This window comes from Desulfovibrio sp. SGI.102 (assembly GCF_050314315.1).
In the GTDB taxonomy this organism is placed as follows: domain Bacteria; phylum Desulfobacterota; class Desulfovibrionia; order Desulfovibrionales; family Desulfovibrionaceae; genus Desulfovibrio.
This window is the reverse complement of record NZ_JBNPNC010000007.1, coordinates 14,227-35,181: the sequence shown is the minus strand read 5'-3', so window position 1 is coordinate 35,181 and position 20,955 is coordinate 14,227. Positions and strand designations below refer to the sequence as shown.

Annotated in this window: 17 protein-coding genes; 4 read left to right on the top strand and 13 right to left on the bottom strand. The window is 63.7% G+C overall.

The window, feature by feature from the left end; genetic code table 11:
- Nucleotides 1–42: 42 nt before the first annotated feature.
- On the bottom strand, nt 43–243 hold the full coding sequence (gene thiS, locus ACQRCJ_RS03070) for a sulfur carrier protein ThiS (protein ID WP_168934698.1): 201 nt from the start codon (nt 241–243) through the stop codon (nt 43–45).
- A 420-nt stretch (nt 244–663) separates the two neighbouring features.
- A complete protein-coding gene (locus ACQRCJ_RS03065) occupies nt 664–2,235 on the bottom strand; it encodes a lipopolysaccharide biosynthesis protein (RefSeq protein WP_427799342.1) in 1,572 nt (523 codons plus the stop codon).
- Between the two features lie 340 nt (nt 2,236–2,575).
- Here ACQRCJ_RS03065 and ilvD point away from each other — a divergent pair, with 340 nt between their 5' ends.
- Together ilvD and ACQRCJ_RS03055 are read left to right on the top strand one after the other, a co-directional pair.
- Nucleotides 2,576–4,255 (top strand): dihydroxy-acid dehydratase, encoded by a 1,680-nt coding sequence (ilvD, locus tag ACQRCJ_RS03060; RefSeq protein ID WP_427799341.1) that lies wholly within the window; start codon nt 2,576–2,578, stop codon nt 4,253–4,255.
- Nucleotides 4,256–4,478: 223 nt separating this feature from the next.
- Entirely contained in the window at nt 4,479–5,420 is a 942-nt protein-coding gene (locus ACQRCJ_RS03055) for an AEC family transporter (protein ID WP_168934695.1), read from the top strand.
- A 682-nt stretch (nt 5,421–6,102) separates the two neighbouring features.
- Here the strand turns inward: ACQRCJ_RS03055 and ACQRCJ_RS03050 are convergent.
- The 7 genes from ACQRCJ_RS03050 to ACQRCJ_RS03020 all read right to left on the bottom strand — a co-directional run bounded on the left by ACQRCJ_RS03050 (nt 6,103) and on the right by ACQRCJ_RS03020 (nt 15,093).
- Complete coding sequence (locus tag ACQRCJ_RS03050) at nt 6,103–6,822, bottom strand: hypothetical protein (RefSeq protein ID WP_168934694.1); 720 nt, start codon at nt 6,820–6,822, stop codon at nt 6,103–6,105.
- Between the two features lie 85 nt (nt 6,823–6,907).
- Entirely contained in the window at nt 6,908–8,092 is a 1,185-nt protein-coding gene (qmoC, locus tag ACQRCJ_RS03045; RefSeq protein WP_168934693.1) for a quinone-interacting membrane-bound oxidoreductase complex subunit QmoC, read from the bottom strand.
- A gap of 13 nt (nt 8,093–8,105) precedes the next feature.
- A complete protein-coding gene (locus tag ACQRCJ_RS03040) occupies nt 8,106–10,364 on the bottom strand; it encodes an FAD-dependent oxidoreductase (protein WP_303876660.1) in 2,259 nt (752 codons plus the stop codon).
- Between the two features lie 5 nt (nt 10,365–10,369).
- Nucleotides 10,370–11,605: a CoB--CoM heterodisulfide reductase iron-sulfur subunit A family protein gene (locus tag ACQRCJ_RS03035; RefSeq protein ID WP_006008672.1), complete on the bottom strand. Its 1,236-nt coding sequence runs from the start codon at nt 11,603–11,605 to the stop codon at nt 10,370–10,372.
- Between the two features lie 221 nt (nt 11,606–11,826).
- Nucleotides 11,827–13,815 (bottom strand): adenylyl-sulfate reductase subunit alpha, encoded by a 1,989-nt coding sequence (aprA, locus tag ACQRCJ_RS03030; protein WP_168934691.1) that lies wholly within the window; start codon nt 13,813–13,815, stop codon nt 11,827–11,829.
- Nucleotides 13,816–13,852: 37 nt separating this feature from the next.
- Complete coding sequence (gene aprB, locus ACQRCJ_RS03025; RefSeq protein WP_006008678.1) at nt 13,853–14,341, bottom strand: adenylyl-sulfate reductase subunit beta; 489 nt, start codon at nt 14,339–14,341, stop codon at nt 13,853–13,855.
- A gap of 248 nt (nt 14,342–14,589) precedes the next feature.
- Nucleotides 14,590–15,093 carry a hypothetical protein gene (locus tag ACQRCJ_RS03020; RefSeq protein ID WP_303933477.1) on the bottom strand — a complete coding sequence of 168 codons (504 nt, stop codon included), beginning with the start codon at nt 15,091–15,093 and terminating at the stop codon, nt 14,590–14,592.
- On the opposite strand from ACQRCJ_RS03020, the gene ACQRCJ_RS03015 reads away from it, so the two are divergent.
- Complete coding sequence (locus ACQRCJ_RS03015) at nt 15,092–16,900, top strand: 3-phosphoshikimate 1-carboxyvinyltransferase (protein WP_320861487.1); 1,809 nt, start codon at nt 15,092–15,094, stop codon at nt 16,898–16,900. The two genes, ACQRCJ_RS03020 and ACQRCJ_RS03015, sit on opposite strands and share 2 nt — an antisense overlap.
- A gap of 169 nt (nt 16,901–17,069) precedes the next feature.
- On the opposite strand, the gene ACQRCJ_RS03010 is transcribed toward ACQRCJ_RS03015, so the two are convergent.
- The 3 genes from ACQRCJ_RS03010 to cutA all read right to left on the bottom strand — a co-directional run bounded on the left by ACQRCJ_RS03010 (nt 17,070) and on the right by cutA (nt 18,964).
- Nucleotides 17,070–17,546, bottom strand: a complete 477-nt coding sequence (locus ACQRCJ_RS03010; RefSeq protein ID WP_204626421.1) for a YbaK/EbsC family protein — start codon at nt 17,544–17,546, stop codon at nt 17,070–17,072.
- A 126-nt stretch (nt 17,547–17,672) separates the two neighbouring features.
- A complete protein-coding gene (locus ACQRCJ_RS03005) occupies nt 17,673–18,620 on the bottom strand; it encodes a carbohydrate kinase family protein (protein ID WP_168934687.1) in 948 nt (315 codons plus the stop codon).
- A gap of 11 nt (nt 18,621–18,631) precedes the next feature.
- A complete protein-coding gene (gene cutA, locus ACQRCJ_RS03000; RefSeq protein WP_168934686.1) occupies nt 18,632–18,964 on the bottom strand; it encodes a divalent-cation tolerance protein CutA in 333 nt (110 codons plus the stop codon).
- Nucleotides 18,965–19,077: 113 nt separating this feature from the next.
- Here cutA and nth point away from each other — a divergent pair, with 113 nt between their 5' ends.
- Nucleotides 19,078–19,746: an endonuclease III gene (nth, locus tag ACQRCJ_RS02995; protein WP_204626418.1), complete on the top strand. Its 669-nt coding sequence runs from the start codon at nt 19,078–19,080 to the stop codon at nt 19,744–19,746.
- A gap of 344 nt (nt 19,747–20,090) precedes the next feature.
- Here the strand turns inward: nth and ACQRCJ_RS02990 are convergent, their stop codons facing one another.
- Nucleotides 20,091–20,720: an HD domain-containing protein gene (locus ACQRCJ_RS02990; protein ID WP_168934684.1), complete on the bottom strand. Its 630-nt coding sequence runs from the start codon at nt 20,718–20,720 to the stop codon at nt 20,091–20,093.
- Nucleotides 20,721–20,955: the final 235 nt, after the last annotated feature.

Here is a 20,955-nt window from a genome sequence, read left to right as displayed (position 1 = left end):
CACTGGGCGCAGAGGAAGAAAAAAACGTCGTCGTGCCGGCGGCTAACCGCCGCCCACGAACTGCACGATCTCCAGCACGTCGCCCTCGTTCAGGGCGGTGGCCGCGAAGTCCGCGGCGGGCACGATCTGGCCGTTGTGTTCCACGACCACGGCGGTGGCATCGTGTTCCCGCTCCCGCAGCAGGGCCGCCACGGTCAGGCCTTCGGCACAGGTACAGGCTTCGCCATTGATGGTGAGTTGCATACTGCCTCCACAAAAAAACCCGTCCACCTTGCAAGAGGGCGAAACGGGCACGTTGGGCGCAAAAAGAGCGCACGTTGCCAGCTTCCCTTCGACAGCACTATCTGCATCAGGTGCAGGACCGCACGGCGGCCCTAGGGGTCAGGGTCCTTGCACCCTTTCTCAGCCCGTAGGCTCCCCCAGCCGGAAGCAAAAAACTAGTCCCGGGACAGAAATATTGCAAGGGGGATGGCCCCGGCTTGCCGATTTTCCCGGTGTCCGCCCTGCCAGAGACTATGCCCGGGCCATCTGCTTCTCTGTATCATGCTCTGCTGCTGGCAGGAGCCCGGCAGACCGTCCTGTCTCCCACAGGGGCAGCGGCCTGTATCTTCAGCCTTCAGAGACCGTTGTCCCGGGGCGTCTCTTCTCTTGCTGCCGTAGCTGTCAGCGTCCCAGGCGGGCACGCAGCTTCCGGATCTTTTCGCGCATCTCGGCGCGGCTCATGCCCAGCAGCTGGGGGATGAGCAGGGCCGTAAGCGCGGCGGCCAGGGTGTAGACGACGCCGGAGATCAGGAAGCGCAGCAGGGAGTCGATGCCGCCCAGGCCCAGCATGAGGGTGAGCTCGCGGCAGGCAAAGGCCACGGCGGCCAGCACCAGCACACACCAGATCTCGTGCAGCATGATGGGCAGCAGCCGGATGGGCACAAAGCGCGAGGCGCGCCAGAGGCAGATGTTGACGGTCACGCATTGCACGGCGATGGTCTTGATGGACAGGCCCACGGCCCCCAGATGCAGGCCGCCGTAAGCTTCGGGCGCCAGCAGGAACCAGGCCGTGGTCATGCCGTAGACGCATTCCAGCAGGGTGAGGTTGCGCAGTTCGCGGGTACGGCCCGAGGCGTGGAACACGGAGCTGGCCAGCTGCAGATAGGACTGGTGCAGGGGGTAGAGGGCCATGATCTGCACGGGCAGGATGGCGGCGGTGAACTCCGCGCCCCCGAAGATGCGCACCAGGGCCGGGCCCTCGGCCATGCTGAAGCAGGCGAAGTAGGCGGCCACGGCATAGATCAGGGGGGCGAAGCGGTTGACCAGGCGGCCCATGAGCTGGAGGTCGCGCTGCCCCCAGGCGATGGAGAGCTCGCGCATGACCAGCGGCGTCATGGCCGAGACGAACATCAGACAGGCCAGACAGACCTTGTGGCCCAGGGCGAAATAGCCCTGCTCGGCGCTGCCGTCGAACCACTGCAGCAGCCAGCGTTCCGCGGCGGCCATGAGGAAGATGAGCAGGGCCTGGACGAAGAGCGGATGGCTGTAGGTGAAGAATTCGTGACGGTAGGCCTTGTTGCTGTCGGCACTCAGGCGCAGGCAGAAGGTGGCGTCCGGGCCGCCATAGCAGCGCTCCCAGTGGCGCCGGGTGACGATCCAGTAGCCCAGGGCCGTGACGCCCAGCATGGCGTATTGCTGGCCGAAAAGGCTGAAGATGTTCAGCCAGTCCAGCAGGAACAGGCCGATGAGCAGGACTACGGCCGAGAGCGAGACCACGGTGCGCACCATCTCGGACTGCACGGTGGCGCCCACAGCATCGTTCATGGAGCGGAGCACGCGGCCCCACCAGGTCAGAAAGGCCCAGATGGCGGCCAGCGGGGCCAGCCACAGGGGCACGTCGGGCATGAGCCAGTTGCCGACGAGGGGCACCTGCATGGCGCCGGCGATGAGCAGGCTGATGACGGCGATGAGCAGGCTGAGCCGCATGTAGAAGCTGATGAGGCCCGTTTCGGACTGGCGCCGGGACAGGGCATTGTAGAAGCAGGTGGACGTGCCCATGTCCAGGAACATGAACAGCTGCTGGAAAAAGTTGGTGGCAAAACTGTAATTGCCGTACATGGCCGGGCCCAGGGCACGGGGCAGGATGGCTTCCATGGCCAGATAGACCGGCACGGAAGCCACGTTGGCCAGCAGCTTGCATATATAGCGACGCGCCAGGCTTGGCGTGGAGGGGGGAGTCGTCCTGTTTTCCATGCGGGAAAACCTAGCCCACTTTGCGGCGTGCCACAAGCCGGGAATGGGGCGCGGCGTGCCCTGCGGACCGGCTGTCTGCCGGGGACAAGTGTTTACGGCCTCCGGCTTTTTGCGTATGAAAAAACATTGAGCGCACGCACAAACAGCGCACCGGAGGACGCGGCCCAGCCGCTCCGGGAGCGGCCGCCTTACCGGCGGTCCCGCCCCGCCCTCAACGCCACCATGCGGCGGGCTGCCGCGCCGCTGCCCCCGTGACGCCCATGCACAAGATCCCCGCGCGATCCTTTTGCGGCCTTCTGCCGCCGCGCGGGCCGCTGACAAACGTCCAAAGGATACCGTCATGGAAGAGAACAGCAAAAAAATGAAATCCGGCCTGGAAAAGGCCCCTCACCGTTCCCTGCTTTATGCCCTGGGCCTGACCCACGAGGAAATGGAACGTCCTCTGGTGGGCGTGGTCAACGCCGCCAGTGAAGTGGTGCCCGGCCACCTGCACCTGGGCAAGCTGGCCGAGGCCGTCAAGGCCGGTGTGCGCATGGCCGGCGGCACCCCCCTGGAATTCCCCGCCATCGCCGTGTGCGACGGCATCGCCATGAACCACGAAGGCATGCGCTTCTCCCTGCCTTCGCGCGAGTTCATCGCCGACTCCATCGAGATCATGGCCCGCGCCCATGCCTTCGACGCCCTGGTCTTCATCCCCAACTGCGACAAGTGCGTGCCCGGCATGCTCATGGCCATGATGCGCCTGAACATCCCCTCGGTGCTGGTCTCCGGCGGCCCCATGCTGCCCGGTACCCTGACCCCCGGCAAGCAGGGCGACCTCATCACCCTGTTCGAGGGCGTGGGCCGCGTGCGCAACGGCCAGATGAGCGAAGAAGAACTGACCCAGTGGGAAGAACGCGCCTGCCCCGGCTGCGGTTCCTGTGCGGGCATGTTCACGGCCAACTCCATGAACTGCCTGGCCGAGACCATCGGTGTGGCCCTGCCCGGCAACGGCACCATCCCGGCCGTGCATGCGGCCCGTGTGCGTCTGGCCAAGCAGGCCGGCATGCGCGTCATGGATCTGGTGAAGCGCAACATCCGTCCCCGCGACATCGTCACCCGCGGCGCCGTGGAAAATGCCATCGCCGTGGACATGGCCCTGGGCTGCTCCACCAACACCACCCTGCACCTGCCCGCCATCTTCCATGAAGCCGGTCTGGACATCGACCTGTCCGTCTTCGACGAAGTGAGCCGCAAGAGCCCCAATCTCTGCAAGCTTTCCCCCGCCGGCCACCACTACATGGTGGATCTGGAGAACGCCGGCGGCATCCCGGCCGTCATGAGCGAGCTGGACAAGCTGGATCTGATCCGCAAGGACTGCATGACCGTCACCGGCAAGACCGTGGGCGAGAACCTGAAGGAACGCAACGCCCGCATCCTGGATACGGACGTGATCCACACCATCGACAATGCCTACTCCAAGGAGGGCGGCATCGCCATCCTGCGCGGCTCGCTGGCCCCTGACGGCGCCGTGGTCAAGCAGTCCGCCGTGGCGCCCGAGATGATGCGCCGCGAAGTGACCGCCCGCGTGTTCGAGAGCGAAGAAGACGCCATGCACGCCATCCTCGACGGCAAGATCAAGCCCGGCGACGGTGTGGTGGTGCGTTACGAAGGTCCCAAGGGCGGCCCCGGCATGCGCGAGATGCTGTCCCCCACCGCCGCCATCACCGGCATGGGCCTGGGCAAGGACGTGGCCCTGTTCACCGACGGCCGCTTCTCCGGCGGTACCAACGGTGCGGCCATCGGCCACATCTCGCCCGAAGCCGCCAACGGTGGCCCCATCGCCCTGGTGCGTGACGGTGACCGCATCCTGGTGGACATCCCCAACCGCAAGCTGGACCTGCTGGTGGACGAGGCCGAACTGGCCCGCCGTCGCGCCGAGCTGGTGCCGCCGCAGAAGGAATGCCCCTATCCCGTGCTGCGCCGTTACGCCAGCATGGTGAGCTCCGCTGACAGCGGCGCCATGTACAAGAAGGTCTAGGACGTTTTCCCGGCCAGACCAGGCGCCCGCAGGAGGGACGGCGCCGTGCCGTCATCCCCTGTGATGCCGTGCCTGTTCCTCCCGGGCATCCGTCCGGCTCTCCGGGACCGGTGTGATGGCCGGAAAGCCGGAGGCCGTCCGTTCTCCGATGGTCCCGCATTGCCGCCGCTGCAGTGCGGGACCGTTTTTTCAGGCAGGAGTTTCCTGCCGTACAGGTGCCATCATGGTTTTCTTCCACGCTCTTCAGAGTATCTTTGGCCTGCTGCTCATCGTCTCGCTGGCGTATGTGCTGGCCCGCAAGGGCTGGTTCACACCCGAGACCCAGATCTTGCTGCCCCGGCTGGTTTCCTCCGTGGCCCTGCCGCCCTATCTCTTTTATACCATCACCCATTCTTTCGGTCGGGACGACCTTGTCCATCTGCTCTACGGCTCGTTCTTTCCGCTGCTCAGCATCCTGATGACCTTTGGCGTGGCGTTGCTGGTGGCCAGGGCCACACGCGTGGAGCGGCGGCACTTGGGCCTGTTCTGTACCAGCTTCGCCACGTCCAATACGGTCTTCATCGGCCTGCCGGTCAACATGGCCCTGTTCGGCGAGGCTGCGGCCCCCTATGTGCTGCTGTATTTCTTTGCCAACACCACCTTTTTCTGGACCATCGGCAACTATGCCATAAGTCACGACAACGAGGAACTGCGCGGTCATGACAGCGTGCTGGACAACGTACGCCACGTGTTCTCGCCGCCCATGCTGGGCTTTTTGGCCGGGGCGGCCCTGACCCTGCTGGATTTCCGGCTGCCGGGCTTCGTCCAGAATGCCGCCCGCTATCTGGGCAATCTTACCACGCCGCTGGCCCTGATATTCATCGGCATCTGCCTCTACAAGATGGATCTGCGACATCTGCGCCTTTCGCGGGACCTGATGCTGGCCTTGCTGGGCAAGATGGTGGCCTGCCCCCTCATCCTGGCAGGCATGCTGTATTTCGTTGAGCTGCCCGAGCTTATGGAAAAGGTGTTCATCATCCAGTCCGGCCTGCCCTGCATGATGCAGATCTCCATCCTGAGCGCCTATTACAAGACCGATGCCGAATTCGGCGCCCTGATGGTCAGCCTGTCGACCATCCTTTCCGTCATCACCATCCCCATAGCCATGACGCTGCTTTCGCTGTAGCGGCAAAGGGATATTGGCAAGAGCGGAACCGGATTTTTTGAGGGGGGAAGGAGGGACCTTTACGCGCGAGCTAAAGGTCCCTCCTTCCCCCCTCAAGCTCCCTCCATCCTCCTCCAAACGTGCTTTATTGGCCGGCCGCTCCATCAGGAGCGGCCCGGCTTTCTCTCCGGCTGGACCATCACTCCTGCTTCTGCCCGGCCCTGCCACGTATGGCCTGTCTTCTCTATGTATTGAGCGCGCCGCTTGGGCAAGGTCGTCATCCCCTCCATCGAGCCCCCGTTCCTAGGCTTTTCATTCCCTTGTTCCTCATCCAGCAGACTGCCCCACGATTTCTCCAACGCCCTTCTCCCCCCATTGAGCTCGCCGCTTTGGCGGCGTACGCCGAAGGCGTGGTGCCGCCCCGCCTACGGCGCGCCGTGATGAAACCGGGGACCTGACGCGGGGCACGGCGGGGCAGGAGGGCTGGGGCCGCGCAGGCCCCCCCCCTTGCCGCTTCGCCGCGCAGGCGACCAGGCCCTGGGCCCGGGCCGCGGCCGTCCATTGGACGGCTGGCTGTCGCGCTATGGCTCCTCCTAATCCCGGGCAGGGGGCACTGCCCCTTTTACTCCGCGCTGGGCGACCACGAAAAAAGGCGCGCCCGCCGGAACGGACGCGCCTTGAAAGGCGATGCCTTGACTTGGGACTAGAAGCCGAAGCCGTCGGAGTTGGCGCCGCTGGTGCCGAAACCGAAATCGTCCGGCACGCCGCCTTCTTCCTGGGCGGGTTCTTCGGCGGCGGCTTCACCGGCCACGCCGGCAGCAGCCACACCCACGGTGATGTTCTTCAGGTTGTCCTTGATGGCGTCCTTGATGCTCTGCATCAGTTCGTCATGGTTGATGGCGACCTTGCCCTGGAATTCGGCCACCTGACGGCGCAGACCGCCCATGTCGGTCTTCATGGTCTTGATGGTGTCTTCCAGCTTGTCGCACTTCTTCTGCAGTTCTTCAGCCTTGCCCTGATAGGGGGCCAGGGTCTCCACCTGCTGGCGCAGGGTGGCGATCTCGGCGCGCTGGCTGACCATGGTGCCGTGCATGTCGTCCATCATGTCGAGCACGGTGGCGACGGCGTTCTTCAGGCAGTCATCCATGGGGGTCAGGGAGATGGTGTCGCCCAGCAGACGGGCACCCTGGTTGACGAAGTCGCCCCAGTTGTCACCGTCTTTGTAGTTCATGTCCAGGAACTTGGGGGACAGCTTGGCCAGCCAGGCAGCGGCGAAGGGAGCCACGGCGGCGGCGCAGGCGTCACAGACGATGCTGCGACCGGTGATGTAACCGGCGATATCTTTCACGTCCGCGCCCTTCTTGGCGACGGCCAGGGCCAGGACGGTTTCCACAGGGAACATTTTGCGAGCGGTATCAGACATTTTCGGCCTCCTCCTCGGAGAACGGTGTTTTGCAGTGTGAGCCTGTGCGGGCCGTCGTCACGGGGCGACGGCCCGGAAGACCATCCTAGTAGCCGCGTCCGTACATGCGGACGAACAGCAGGGCCGCGGTGCGGTACACGAAGTGACCGAGCTTGGACCACGGCAGGTAGGCAAAGAGCATCCACACAAAGACCAGATGCAGATAGTACACCACAAAGGCGGGCTGGATGGCATCGGCCAGGCGGAAGACCTGGGACAGGATGCCCGTCACGGCCACCAGCCAGATGATGCCCAGCAGGTACCAGTCATACCAGCTCGAACCCTGATGCTTGGGGTTCAGCTTCAGACGGCGGGCGGTGAGCATGGCCAGGCCACAGACCAGCATGATGGCGCCGAGGTTGGCCAGGATCTTCACAGGGTACAGCAGCGGCATGGGGGTCTCGATCTTGATGAGCGGGATGATCTTGCCGCCCCAGTGGCCCAGAGCCACAACGGCCGTCACGAAGGCCAGGATGACGAAGCTGTAGACCAGGATCATGTGGCCGGCCTTGCGGTTGGGCACATAGGTACCGGTCTTAGGACCAGCTTCGCAGTCGTCGAACTTGCGGTGGGTGACCACTTCGTCGATGAGCACGTCCAGCAGGTGCCAGTACCAGGCCTTGGTCTTGCCAAGCACGGTCAGGCGGCCTTCAGGCTTGAACATGCCCCAGAGCTTGCGCACGCCCTTGTAGAGGATGAAGCAGGCCCCGAAGAAGGTGATCATGAAGATGGGGTCGATGGTGTAGTCACCATAGAACACCTGACCGAACACGATGCGGCCGTCGGCGGCGCGGGGGAACCAGTTGCCGTCATTGAAGCCGGCGCGGATCCACCAGATGAAGAGCCACAGCAGGGCCGGGATGGCGAAGAGGAAGGGCAGACCGGAGGGCTTGCTCATCCACTTGCCCACGATGGTGGGCTCGGTCAGATCGCGGTAGACCATGTTGCGGGCAGCGCCCATGACGTCGGCGGGACGGGCACCACGGGGGCAGAGGTCCGCGCAGTTGCCGCAGTTGTGGCAGAGCCACAGGTCCACGTCGGTGGCCAGCTTTTCCTTGAGGCCCCAGGACGCCCACACCATTTCCTTGCGGGGGTAGGGAGCGTTTTCCGGAGCCATGGGGCAGGCCACGGAGCAGGTGGCGCACTGATAGCATTTTTTCAGGCTTTCGCCGCCCGCTTCCATCAGCTCCCGCGTAAAGGTGGAATCCGGCTTGAGAATATTCTGTGCCATTGCAGCCTTCCTCCTACATGCCCTTGAACGGGTTGGGGCCGAGTTCCACGATGCGAGCGACGAATTCGTCGATCATGTCCGGCACCTTGTCATATTCGTCGATGGCCACTTCGAGCTGGTCAACGCGCTCGGGCTGCACGCCCAGACGGTTCAGGGTCTCGGCGATGTTTTCCTTGCGGCGGTTGCAGATCTCGGAACCCTTGATGAAGTGGCACTGGTAGTCTTCGCCATATTTGCAGCCCAGCAGCAGCACGCCGTCGAAGCCCTTGCTCATGGCGTCAGACACCCAGATGGCGTTGACGGAGCCGAGGCAGCGCACGGGGATGATGCGGCAGTACGGGCTCCAGGCCTTGCGGCGCATACCGGCCATATCCAGGGCGGGGTAGGCGTCGTTTTCGCAGGCCAGGATGAGGATGCGGGGGCCTTCCTTCTTGAAGTCCTTGGGCACCACAACTTCGCGGATCATGGAACCGATCTGGTCGATGTTGTAGTTGGCAAAGGAGATCACGCGCTCGGGGCAGGCGCCGAAGCAGGTACCGCAACGACGGCAGCGGGCCGGGTTGGGTTTGGGCGTACCCTTTTCGTCGTCGTCCAGGGCGCCGAAGGGACATTCTTCGGTGCAGCGCTTGCACTGGGTGCAGCGCACGAAGTTGAACACCGGGTAGGAATTGTCGCCGGAGCGGGGATGCACGGCCACACCGTGGGAAGCGGCTTCCACACACTGGATGGCTTTGAGCACGGCACCGCGGGCGTCTTCTTCACAGGCGTCCAGGGTCTGGGGCTGACGCACGCAACCGGCGGCGTAGACACCGGTACGGCGGGTTTCGTAGGGGAAGCAGATGTAGTTGGAGTCCGCGAAACCGTCGAAGAGCTGCAGATCCGGGAAGTCGGGGCCCTGACGGTAGTCGAATTCCACCACCACGTCCTTGGCGGTCGTGGGCACGACGCCCGTGGGCAGCACCACCAGATCCACATCCAGATCGAAGTCCATGCCCAGCAGGGTGTTCTTGCAGCTGACCACCATGTGGTTGCCGGCATCACGGATGTCGGTCACGTCGGCCTTGGTCATCATCAGGCCCAGACGGTCCTGCATCTTCTTGTAGAAGCGTTCCAGGATGCCGGGGATGGTCATGTCCTTGTACAGCACGAAGGCCTGCACGGCGTCATCGGTCTTGTCACAGATGATGTTGGCCATGCGCAGCATGCCCACGCTGTTGACGGCGTTGGAGTAACGCAGGTGCTTGATGCTTTCCAGGTTCTCCTTGACGAAGCCCTTTTCTTCTTCCTCGGCGGGAGCTTCGGCGGGGGCTTCGGCCTCGGCAGCGGCGGCTTCGTCAGCGGCCTTCTGCAGGGCTTCTTCGGCGATGGTGGTGTCGAGCACGAAGGCGATGCGGCGGGCGTCGACCTTGCCTTCGCCCAGCATCTTGGCGAACTGGGCGGCATGGACGACCTTGGGGTTCACGCCCAGGCCCATGCTTTCCAGATACTTTTCAGCCAGCGGCACCCAGCCGGTGGCCAGGACCACGGAGCCGATGTCGAAGGTCTGTTCGCCGTTGGCGGTGGCCACGGTGGCCTTGAACTCGCCGGGCTGGCCTTCCAGTTTGGCCATGTGGGAGTTCAGCAGCACGGTGATGCTGCTGTTGCCGGTCACAGCGGCGATCTTTTCGGCCAGGTTGGTGGGCTGGCGGTCTTCCCAGGGAGCCTGCAGGGGCGAGCCCATGGGCATGTTGTTGACCGCGCCGCCGAGCTTGTCGGCCTTTTCCACCAGGATGACTTCATAGCCGGTCTTGGCGGCTTCCTGGGCGGCGGTGAGGCCGGTCCAGCCGCCACCGATGACCAGGATGCGCTTGATGCCTTCGATGGCCGCAGATTCGGGCATGTTGCTCTTCTGCAGTTTGACCACGCCCATGTTCACGTAGTCGGTGGCCATCTGGGTCAGCAGGGCGGGAGCCGCGCCGCTGACGGCGGAACCGTCGGGGTTCTTGTAGGCGAGCACGCACTGTTCGCGCAGGTTCACGTGTTCCACCTGCACGGGCAGCTGCCAGGGGGTAGCTTCGTCGCGGGGGCTGGCACCGCAGAAGAGCACGCCGTCAAGGCCGTTGGCTTCGATGTCGGCACGCACTTCGTCTTCGGCCACGCTCAGCATGGGCAGCACTTTTACCACAGGGGTGAGGTCGCTCCATTTGCTGCGGACCTGTTCGGCCAGGGCTTCCACATCCAGGCCGCCGCCGATGTTCTGTACGTCAAAATAGACGCCGATCTTGCTGGCCATGCCGCCTACCTCCCTTTCACCGTTTGCACCGCCTTGAGAGCGGCGGCCGTGCCGGACTGCGCGGTACGCATCACGTCCAGCGGCATGCGGGCGCAACCGGCGGCAAAAATGCCAGCCTCTTCACCGCCCATGACGAAACCGTCTTCGTCCAGGGGCAGGGGCAGGGGCAGGCTGTCGGTGGCCAGGCTGGGCTGCATGCCCGTGGCCAGCACCACCATGTCATAATCCAGATGCAGCTTTTCGCCGCGGATGGCGTCTTCAACGGTCACGGTGACGTTGTCGTCAGCGGCCTGGGCCACGTCGGCCACCTTGCCCTTGATGAAGCGCACATTGGGGGCGGCCTTCACCTTGTCCAGAACCTTCACGTAGCGGCCCGGAGCGCGCAGGTCGATGTAGAACACCGAGATCTGGGTCTCGGGGTACTGCTCGCAGATGTACTGGCACTGCTTGAGAGTGGCCATACAGCAGATGTAGGAGCAGTAGTTCAGGTGGTTCTGGTCACGGGAACCGGCGCACTGCACGAAAGCGATGCGTTTGGGACGACGGCCGTCGGTAGGACGGACGATCTTGCCGCCGGTGGGGCCGAAGGGGGAGGCCAGGCGTTCGAGCTGCATGTTGGTCACGCAGTTCTTGACCTTGCCGGCGCCCAGGTTGGCCAGGTTGGTGACGTCGTAGGGCTTCCAGCCGGTGGCCACCACGATGGCGCCCACATTGAGTTCGATCTCGCGGGCGGGTTCGTTCTGGTCCAGGAACTTCTGGCCGGCGACGCGGGCGGCGTCAGCCTTGCTCAGGGCGTCGGTGTCCAGCACGAAGCGGTTGGGGAACGCAAAAGGCATGGATTTGTACAGAGCCTTGCGCTGGGACAGCCCGAAGTCGAATTCGTTGGGCACGGTGCCTTCCAGGCTGGAAGCGAGGAGGGTGAAGTCCACGTTGTGGGCGGCCACCTTGCGGGGCTTGATGCTCACGGTGGCGGTGTAGTCACCCTTACAGCCGACCAGCTTGGTCACTTCGGCCATGGTGAAGAATTTGATGCGGGGGTTCTTCCTGATGCGCTGGAACTGGATTTCCAGACCGCAGGAGGGGGGACAAAGTTTGGGGAAATATTTGTTGAGCTGGGCCACACGGCCGCCCAAGTAGGGCGACTTTTCCACGATATACACATCGTGGCCCAGTTCCGCCGCTTCGATGGCGGCAGTAAGGCCTGCAAAGCCGCCGCCCACGACGAGAATGGAGTTGGACATCCTGGATATCCTCCTGCGTTGCAGCGCCGTGGCCCCTCTGCGGGGCGGCGCGCACGCCTGCCCGGTTGTATGGGATTGCCGGGCGGCGCAATTGAGAGCCAAGGGCCCTGCCGCGCGGCGCATATTCCAAGGCGCGGCGGGGAGCTTGCATGTCGCACACCCGCCGCGCCGAAAAAAATGGGGTGGCCTAGGCGGCCACCCCAGGGATGTTCTTCCGCCTACTAGTCAGGGATGATCTGGTAGTAGGGCTTCTTGAAGATCTTGGTTTCGCCGGTGGCGGGATCGTACTTAGAGTTCACGAAGCACTTCCACTTGCTGTCGTCGATACCCAGGAAGTCAGCGCGGTAGTAGAAGCCGGGGTAACGGGACTCTTCACGGAAGGCGATGTGCTGCATGTGCAGGCGCACGGTCCACAGGCGATGGTAGTTTTCCCAGCAACGCAGCAGTTCGTGCAGGTCGCGGGCGGCCAGCTTGGCGGAGTCTTCTTCCATCATGCCCAGCAGATAGAAGCCGGTGTCCAGCAGAGCCTTGGAGGTGGTGTAGTAGGTCCCCACGCCGCCGCCGTATTCGTCGGTGCACTTCACGAGGCGCATCATGAAGTTCTTGGGCGTGATGTAGTTGGGGTTCACCACGGGGTCGGTGGAGGCGTCCTTGCCGGCCAGGTAGTTGTAGTAAGGACGGTAGATCAGCTGCTTCAGTTCTTCGGCGGTTTCCTTGAACTCAGGCTTGAAGTCCTTGTGGTCCATGCACCAGCGCACCATCTGCTTACCGGCGATACGGCCTTCAGCGTGGGAACCGGAGGAGAACTTGTGGCCGGAAGCGCCCACGCCGTCGGCGCAGGTGAACAGGCCTTCCACGGTGGTCATGCGGTTGTAGACCTTACCGTTGGCAGCGCGAACCTTGTAGTCTTCGGGCACCCAAGCTTCGTCGGGACCGGAAACCCAGATACCGCAGCAGCCGGAGTGAGAGCCGAGCAGGTAAGGTTCGGTGGGCATGATTTCGGAACCGCGTTCTTCAGGAGCGGTGTTGGTGGCGGCCCACAGGTTGGCCTGACCAACGCACATATCCAGGAAGTCTTCCCAAGCTTCGGACTCGAGGTCTTTCTGCTGTTCTTCGGTCAGGGTGGCGAAGGTGGTCAGCAGAGCGGTCTTGGTGTCCATGTAGATGGGGCCGCGGCCTTCGCGCATTTCACGAAGCATCATGTGGTTACGCAGGCAGGTGGGGATCACGTGACCCTTGGCGTAGCCGCGATCTTCGTAAGGCTTCAGCATGGCGCGGTTGGTGGCGCAGTAGTCTTCGCCCTTGCAGTTGGTGGCTTTAGCCTTGAACAGCAGGAACCAGGCGCCCACAGGGCCGTAACCGTCCTTGAAGCGGGCGGGCACGAAGCGGTTTTCCATCATGGTCATTTCGGCGCCGACCTGAGCGCACATGGTGTAGGTGGAACCGGCGTTCCACACGGGGTACCAAGCGCGGCCCATGCCTTCACCGGTGGAACGGGGACGGTACACGTTAACGGCACCGCCGGCGGCCACCATGATGGCGTTGGCTTTGAAGATGTGCACTTCGTTGGCACGCAGGTTGAAGCCCACGGCACCAGCGACGCGGTTGGGGGTGTTCTTGTCGAGCAGCAGCTTCACGATGAAGATACGCTCCATGATACGGTCTTCACCCAGGGCATTCTTGGCAGCTTCGGCCACGATGCACTTGTAGGATTCACCGTTGATCATGATCTGCCAACGACCGGAGCGGACGGGCTCGTCGCCGTTGCGCAGGCTCTTGCCGGCGGCCTTGGCGGCGGCGCCGTTCATGTTGTGGCCGTTTTCGTCCTTGATCCAGCAGGGCAGGCCCCACTCTTCGAACAGATGCACGGAGTCGTCAACGTGACGGCCCACGTCGAAGATCAGGTCTTCGCGGACCAGACCCATAAGGTCGGTGCGGACCATGCGGACGTAATCGTCGGCGGTGTTTTTGCCGAGGTAGGTGTTGATGGCGGACAGGCCCTGGGCCACGGCGCCGGAGCGCTCGAGGGCGGCCTTATCGCACAGCATCATTTTCAGACCGTGTTTGTCGCCCCAGCGCACGGCTTCGAAAGCGGCACCGCAGGCACCCATACCGCCGCCCACGATCAGCAGGTCGACGTCATGTTCCTTCACTTCAGGTTCAGCAATGGCAACGCCTTTCATCGCTTCCTTGACGGGAATCATAGGCATAGTGATTTCTCCTTAAGCTCTACGCGGTTACTGCTCTCTAGCGGCCCTGTTCCATAGCGGTGAAGACCTTGTCGGCTTCAGTCACTTCGAACTTCTTGCCCAGGACTTCGATGGGGGTGGCCAGCTTTTCTTCGGTGAACAGCAGTTCGTCGTCGAGGTTGGCGCCTTCCGGTTTGCCTTCGAAGGGCTTGATGGAGCCTTCAGGAGTGGTACGGATGGGGAACTTGAAACGTTTCACGCTGCCGTTGCGGAACTGCACGGTCCACATGATGGAGTCGGCAGAGCGCATGGGGATACAGGTGCCGCCCATGGGAGCAAAGTCGGCGTAGGGACGAGCGGTGATGGCGCCCTGGGGGCAGATCTTCACGCAGGAATAGCATTCCCAGCAGGCGTCGGGTTCCTGGTTGTACGCCTTCATTTCCTGAGGATCGAGGATCATCAGGTCGTTCGGGCAGATGTACATGCAGGCCGTCTTTTCGCCACCCTTGCAGCCGTCGCATTTGGACGGATCGACAAACGTAGGCATAACGTATCCTCCAACTCTTAAAGTGTTTCAGGTCAATTTTGACCGTATGGGCAGCCACTCGGGCCGCCCGAGTGCCGTCTTGATTGGGGTCACGACCCTGGGCAACAGCGCTCAGGTCGTGCGCTTGTGTATTTAGTAACAAGCTACCCCTCTTCACGTCAAGCCCCCTTTTGAAAAATTCGTGGAAACTCTCGGTGGAAAACGGCACAAGCCACTATAATCCTTTCACATTCTTCCTAGCATAATTTTTATGCTGTGTAAAGATGCTCCGCGTTTTGGACGGCTTCCATGTCCAAGATTTGTGTTGGGCCAGGAAAAGGCATGTTTATCAGCCGGTTATCCTGAATATTTCCCTGTTCCTGCTCATGAAACGCTTTAGTAAAATCATTTAATTTCAAATAGTTAATATATCGATGCTTTCCATGCCGGACGGGCGGCTTTTTTATGACGTTCCGGTGTCGCCCTGATCTTGATGAGAAAAAGAAGCAAAAGTTGAAACAATTATCCAATAAAATCAAATGGTTGATTGTATCTATTGGGAATAGTTGGTTTTTTATCAAAAATACGTCGTAAGGCATCCGGTACGCTCTTTGAGGCTCCCTCCAGTGCTCGCCGGAGCTTGCACTCTCTTTCACATGGGGGCGGAAAAGTCTTTTCCGGGGGCTTGCCAGTGAGGACGTTTCGGGATACAGCATCCCCCACAAATTCATAGAGCGACGCGCCGTCCGGCGGTCGAGAGGAGCATCCAGCATGAACGAGCACCACGAATTCCGACCTGCCCAGAGGCCGGACAAACGCAGCGACCGCCCCGAAGGACGTTTCGAGGCCAGAACCGACGGCAAGCCCGAGCGTCCGCGCCGCAGCCTGCGCGAGACCGTCTGTGACATCGACCGCGATATCCTGCGCATGCTCATGCGCCGCCACAATCTCATCAAGCGCATGTACAATGCCAAGGGTTTCCTGGAGCCCGCGGAAGAAAAGAGCATCCGCGAGTCCTGGGAAGCCGCCGTTTCCCGCGTCAGCCGCGACCCGCGCCTGAGCGGCCGTTTCTTCACCCTGATGCAGGAAGTGGAATTCCTGCCCCGTCCCGGTGAAGACGGCGAAGCCCAGCGCCCCGCCTTCAATCTTGCCCCCGCCGACATGCCCGTGCGCCTGTCCATGCCCGCCCCGCGTTCCTGTCGCCTGACCCGGGCCTGGGCCACGCTGGCCGCCTGCACCGGCCAGGCCGTGCGCATCGCCCCCGCCCTGATGAACGATCCCGTCGTGGATTGCGTCAAGCTGCTCAACCAGCTGGGCGCCCATGCCAACCGTGACGACGGTGCCGTGCATGTGGCCGCCGGCACGCCCCTGGGCACCCCGGACAAGGTGCTGCATGTGGGCGACAGCTCCTGGAACTTCTATCTGGCCCTGGGCCATTACCTGGGCCGTCCTTCGCGTACCAAGTTCACCGGCGGCGCGGCCCTCAAGCTGGCCGACCTCAGCGCCACCCGCCGCTTCCTGCCCCTCATGGGCGCGCGTCTGGTGCATGTGGTGCCCAAGTCCGACGGCTTCCCGGTGCGCATCGAATGCTCCGGCGTGCTGCCCGGCAAGGTGGTCTTCCCCGCCGATGCCCCGGTGGAACTGGCCGAAGGCATCATGCTGGCCGCGCCTTCCTATGAGCGCGCCATCACCCTGGACCTTTCCGCCATGCCCGAGCGTGCGCTGGCCTTTGCCCGCATCCTGCCCGTGCTGAACGCTGCCGGTGCCGACGTGCGCCGCGAAGGCGACGTGCTCCACTTCCAGCCCTGCGCCCTGAGCATCCCCTCCGAGCCCACCCTGCCCGTGGAACCGGAACTGGCCGTGTTCCTGATGGGCCTCGCCCCCGCACTGGGCGGTGAAGTGCGCCTGGAAGGCCAGTGGCCCACCTGGCCCGGCACCGAAGCCGGTCTGGACCTGCTGCGCCAGACCGGTGCCAAGGTCGAATGCTCGGCCACCGAGATCCTGGCCCGCAGCCTGAAGCCGCTGGCCGAACTGCCCGCCGCCTTTGCCCTGCCCGAAGGCCTGCCCGCCTCCTGGCGTCCGCTGGCCGTGGCCCTGAGCACCATGACGGCCCTGCGCGGCGGTCGTGCCGTGCTGCCCGCCGGCCTGGAAGCCGAAGAGAACGTGGTGGAAAGCTACCTGCACGCTGCCGGTCTGGCTCTGGATGCCGAAGGCTGCCTGGTGGCTTGGAAGCCCGGTGACGACATGGAAGAAGCCGAAGAACAGGACGAGGAAGGCCGCCCCGTGCGCAAGTCCCGTCCCGCTCTGCAGGCCCGCGGCTGGAACGCCCCCGACGCTCCCTGGGCCGTGGCCCTGGCCCTGGCGGCCTGTGCCCGCGGCAAGCAGGAAGGCTTCAAGCTGGGCAACCCCGGCGTACTGACCGAGCTCTATCCGCCTTTCTGGGTGCTGTACAACAACCTGCCCGAACCGCACATGACGCGTGAGAACAAGGAAGTGCCCGCCGAGCCGGTGAAGAGCCGCCGCCGCGTCATCACCAGCGCCGTGGCCGTGCCGCCTCCGCTGGAAGAGGAAGATTACTAGGACCGGGCAGCTCCCGCCGTCCGGCTTGGCCGTGAGGGCCGGGCCGTGGCGGCTTCCGGTATCGAAGACGAAAAGGGCGCCCATCCTTCGCGGATGGACGCCCTTTTTCATTTGCGGGAAGCGGCGGTCGGAGCGTCTGCCGCCCGTCCCTGCCTGCAGGATAGGCCCGTCAGGCCAGCTCTTCAGGGAGCTTGCAAAGGTCGACCCATTGCCCGCCGGTGACGGCGGCCAGCTCGTCCGGGGTCAGCTGCACGGCGTTGTTGGGCGCACCGGCGGCAGGGTAGACCACGTCATAGCGCTTGAGGCTCTCGTCCAGGAACACGCGCACCCCTTCCGGCAGGGCAAAGGGGCAGACCCCGCCCTGGGGATGGCCGGTCAGGCGCTCCACGTCCTCCACGGGGATGAAGCGGGCCTTTTCGTGGAACAGATCCTTGAACTTGCGGTTGTCCAGACGGGCCAGTCCCATGGCCACCACCAGCACGGGACCGGTGGAGGTGAGGATGGACAGCGTCTTGGCGATACGGCCCGCCTCGCAGTGCAGGGCTTCGGCCGCCAGCGCCACGGTGGCGCTGGAGACGGTGAACTCGCGGTAGCGGTCGCCCAGACCGTGGGCGGCCAGTTGGGCCCTGACGGCTTCGGTGCGCATGGCTGGATGCTCCTTGGCTGAAACATGCTCCGTTGTTGCCGGTGATGGCAGCATGCCGGAGGCGGGATCTCCCCGTCCGGGCGGGGATGAAAAAAGGGGCCTGTCGGGCAGGCCCCTCCGGTATGGTTACAGGGTGATGGGCAGGGGGCCGAAGCTGGCCTCGTAGCGCTTGCGGAACTCGTCCTTGCTGAAGTGGTGTTCCTGCGTGCCCAGCTGCTCGATGGCGTAGCAGGCGCTCACCGCGCCCAGCTTGGCGGCTTCGGGCATCTCCAGGCCGCAGACCAGGCCCTTGAGCAGGCCCGCGCGGTGGGAGTCGCCCGCGCCGGTGGGATCCTTGACGCCGTCGCAGGGGATGGCGGGCACATGCACGTCCACGCCTTGGGCATTGCGGATGCGCTGGCCGTCGCCGCCCAGCGTGGTCACCAGCCAGCCGGTCATGGCCACCAGTTCTTCCTCGCTCTTGCCCGTCTTCTTGCAGACCATGCCCAGCTCGTAATCGTTGGTCACGCAGGCATAGGAACCGCGGATGGCGTCGCAGAGGTCATCGCCCGAAAGCACGGGCAGCTGCTGGCCGGGGTCGAAGATGTAGCGCACGCCCTTTTCACGGAAGAAGCCGGGCAGGCGGCGCATGTCGTCCACGCTGCCGGGGGAGACGATGGCCCAGTCCTTGGCGGGATCGAGGTTGGGGAAGGTGTAGGTGGCGGGCTGGCTCATGGCGCCGGGGTAGAAGCCCGTGATCTGGTTGTTGTTCTGGTCCGTGGTGATGTAGCACAGGGCCGTGAACACGTCGGAATCGCGCCGGATGCCTTCCAGCGACAGGCCCAGCTTTTCCCAGGCCGCCGCGTAACCGGTGAAGTCACGGCCGGCGGCGGAGACGACGATGGGTTTTTCGCCCAGCAGGGCCAGCGTGTAGGCGATGTTGCCCGCGCAGCCGCCGCGGCGTTCGTCCATGCTGTCCACCATGAAGCTGACGCTCAGCATGTGCAGCTTGTCCATGAGCACATGGTCCTGCAGGTTGCCGCCAAAGGTCATGATGCGGTCAAAAGCCAGGGAACCGGAAACATAAATGGCCATCTTCGTTCCTTTTATTCGTTGAGCTGCCCTGCGGGCAGGCTGTTTTGGGCGATCCAGTCCAGGAAGGGCGCGTTGCCCTTCTCCAGCGGCATGCCCACGATACAGGGCACTTCATAGGGATGGGCCGCCTCCACGGCGGCACGAAAATCTTCCCACGCTGCCCGGCTGACCTGGGCCAGCAGCAGGCATTCGCGGCTTTCGCGGACCTTGCCTTCCCAGCGATAGATGGAAAGGGCTCCGGGCAGGATGTTCACCCCGGCGGCCAGCCGTCGTTCCACCACCAGATGGGCCAGGGTTCGGGCAGTCGCTCCGTCGGGCACAGTGACACAGGCAAGCAGGCTCATGGCGTCCTCCTGTTCGGGAAGTGGGAAAAGCGGACAGAAGATACACCAGCGGGCCGTAAAAACCAAGCGTGCCCCGCCTTGCTCCCCCTGTCTTCCTGTGGCATAGCAGGCCCATGAGCGTAAAAAAATCCCTGCCGCGCGGTGCCCTGGCCCGCGCTGAAAAAGTCCTGGCGGCCCTTCAGGCCCGCTATCCCCGTCCCGCGACCCATCTTGAAGCCGACAACGCCTGGGAACTGCTGGTGGCCACGGTGCTGGCCGCCCAGTGTACCGACGCCCGCGTCAACACCGTGACCCCGGAGCTGTTCCGGCGCTGGCCCGGCCCGGCCGAGCTGGCCCTGGCCACGCAGGAAGAGCTGGAAAGCGTCATCCGTTCCACGGGCTTCTATCACAGCAAGGCCCGCAACCTGCTGGGCGCGGCGCAGCGCGTGGTCTCCGTCTATGGCGGCGAGGTGCCGCCCCGTCTGGACGAGCTCATCACCCTGCCCGGCGTGGCCCGCAAGACGGCCAATGTGGTGCTGTTCGGCGCCTTCGGCATCAACGAGGGCCTGGCCGTGGATACCCACGTCAAGCGCATCAGCTATCGTCTGGGTCTTACCTCCCACACCGATCCCGTGGACATCGAACAGGATCTGATGCGCCTCTTCCCCCGTGCCGAATGGGGCGACGTCAATCACCGCATGGTCTGGTTCGGCCGCGATGTCTGCCACGCCCGCAGCCCCCGCTGCGCGGAATGCGAGATGGCCGACTTCTGCCCCCGCCGCGAACCGCCCAAGGGAAAATAGCTGTTGGGGAAAAGAACGCGGGGGAAGGGGGGAACTTTGGCTAGCGCACAAAGTTCCCCCCTTCCCCCACACCCCCATCCTCCTTCAAACGCGCTTTATTCGTTCCTCTCCATCATCGCCGAACACGGCTCTTGCGGAGTCCCTCGGCTTCTCCTCTCGCGCATGTCAGCAGTTCCCGGTCCGCGGGGCCTTCTTTTCCTGGAGCGTCTTGGCCGGCCTGAGGTGAGCGGGGCAGGGAAGGCAGGGCGTTCGGCTCCGTGACAAAAAAACAGCCCGGCCTCCATGGAGACCGGGCTGTTGTCGTTATCGGGAAAGGGCTGTTCCCGGAGAGAGCCGGGACAGGCTCACTTGCGGTCCACCCACCATTTTTTGTCCACGCGGCCGTACCACCAGCGGTTATGGTCCGTGCGCAGGATGACCTCGCACAGGGCCTGGGCCTGCGGGCTGCGCAGGCGTTTGACCGCGCTTTCCAGCCAGTCGGCGGCAAATTTGTTGCCCTTGTCCAGCTCGGCCTTGAGGTTGCAGATCAGGTCCAGCTGGTCGGCATCGTGGGCCAGGCGTGCCTCCAGGCTCTGGCGCTCCTGCAGTTCGTCCCAGCCCTCGAGGATGTCCTGCTCCAGTCCGGTGCCGTCCACGGCATCCTGCAGGGCATCGCGGTCGCGGCAGGTGTCGTAGCGGTGGTTCACATAGTTGAAATCGCCGGTACGTGCTTCATGCAGATCGTGGAAAAGGCAGAGGAAGGTCACGCGGGCGGCATCGGCCCCCGCCAGTTTGGCCAGGGTGTAGCCGATGACGCTGGTACGGTAGGAATGCTCGGCCACGTTCTCGCTGCCGGAGCCCAGGAAGGCATAGCCGCTGCGCGGCGTGTGGCGCAGATGTCCCGCCTCGTGGAAAAAGTCCGTGATGCGTTCCAGCTGCTGTTCATCAGGCAGGCCCGCTGCGGGCGTGCTTTTGTTTGGGCTGTCCTGTGCCATGTGTGTTTCCTCATGGAGGGAGCGCGGTGCCCCCTCCGTTGCTGATTTGTACGAAAACTGTCCGGCGCACGCCATTGATTGCTCTTTTCCGTCTTTGCCCAACCGCCGGCGGGCGGTGTTTGTTCGGGGGACGGTCATCCAGGCAAGGCCGTGGCTTTTCCGGGCCTCGCCATCCTCCTGAACAAAGCGCGTTGGGGGAGGGATGAGGGGCCGGGGGGAAGGGACCCCCCTTGGC

What these genes read in the sequence shown, in the direction of transcription:
- ACQRCJ_RS03020 (WP_303933477.1), bottom strand. Translation starts at nt 15,093, where the DNA reads ATGCTGGATGCTCCTCTCGACCGCCGGACGGCGCGTCGCTCTATGAAT.
- aprB (WP_006008678.1), bottom strand. Translation starts at nt 14,341, where the DNA reads ATGCCTACGTTTGTCGATCCGTCCAAATGCGACGGCTGCAAGGGTGGC.
- cutA (WP_168934686.1), bottom strand. Translation starts at nt 18,964, where the DNA reads ATGAGCCTGCTTGCCTGTGTCACTGTGCCCGACGGAGCGACTGCCCGA.
- ilvD (WP_427799341.1), top strand. Translation starts at nt 2,576, where the DNA reads ATGGAAGAGAACAGCAAAAAAATGAAATCCGGCCTGGAAAAGGCCCCT.
- ACQRCJ_RS03040 (WP_303876660.1), bottom strand. Translation starts at nt 10,364, where the DNA reads ATGGCCAGCAAGATCGGCGTCTATTTTGACGTACAGAACATCGGCGGC.
- ACQRCJ_RS03055 (WP_168934695.1), top strand. Translation starts at nt 4,479, where the DNA reads ATGGTTTTCTTCCACGCTCTTCAGAGTATCTTTGGCCTGCTGCTCATC.
- ACQRCJ_RS03010 (WP_204626421.1), bottom strand. Translation starts at nt 17,546, where the DNA reads ATGCGCACCGAAGCCGTCAGGGCCCAACTGGCCGCCCACGGTCTGGGC.
- nth (WP_204626418.1), top strand. Translation starts at nt 19,078, where the DNA reads ATGAGCGTAAAAAAATCCCTGCCGCGCGGTGCCCTGGCCCGCGCTGAA.
- aprA (WP_168934691.1), bottom strand. Translation starts at nt 13,815, where the DNA reads ATGCCTATGATTCCCGTCAAGGAAGCGATGAAAGGCGTTGCCATTGCT.
- ACQRCJ_RS03065 (WP_427799342.1), bottom strand. Translation starts at nt 2,235, where the DNA reads ATGGAAAACAGGACGACTCCCCCCTCCACGCCAAGCCTGGCGCGTCGC.
- ACQRCJ_RS03005 (WP_168934687.1), bottom strand. Translation starts at nt 18,620, where the DNA reads ATGGCCATTTATGTTTCCGGTTCCCTGGCTTTTGACCGCATCATGACC.
- ACQRCJ_RS02990 (WP_168934684.1), bottom strand. Translation starts at nt 20,720, where the DNA reads ATGGCACAGGACAGCCCAAACAAAAGCACGCCCGCAGCGGGCCTGCCT.
- ACQRCJ_RS03015 (WP_320861487.1), top strand. Translation starts at nt 15,092, where the DNA reads ATGAACGAGCACCACGAATTCCGACCTGCCCAGAGGCCGGACAAACGC.
- qmoC (WP_168934693.1), bottom strand. Translation starts at nt 8,092, where the DNA reads ATGGCACAGAATATTCTCAAGCCGGATTCCACCTTTACGCGGGAGCTG.
- ACQRCJ_RS03035 (WP_006008672.1), bottom strand. Translation starts at nt 11,605, where the DNA reads ATGTCCAACTCCATTCTCGTCGTGGGCGGCGGCTTTGCAGGCCTTACT.
- ACQRCJ_RS03050 (WP_168934694.1), bottom strand. Translation starts at nt 6,822, where the DNA reads ATGTCTGATACCGCTCGCAAAATGTTCCCTGTGGAAACCGTCCTGGCC.
- thiS (WP_168934698.1), bottom strand. Translation starts at nt 243, where the DNA reads ATGCAACTCACCATCAATGGCGAAGCCTGTACCTGTGCCGAAGGCCTG.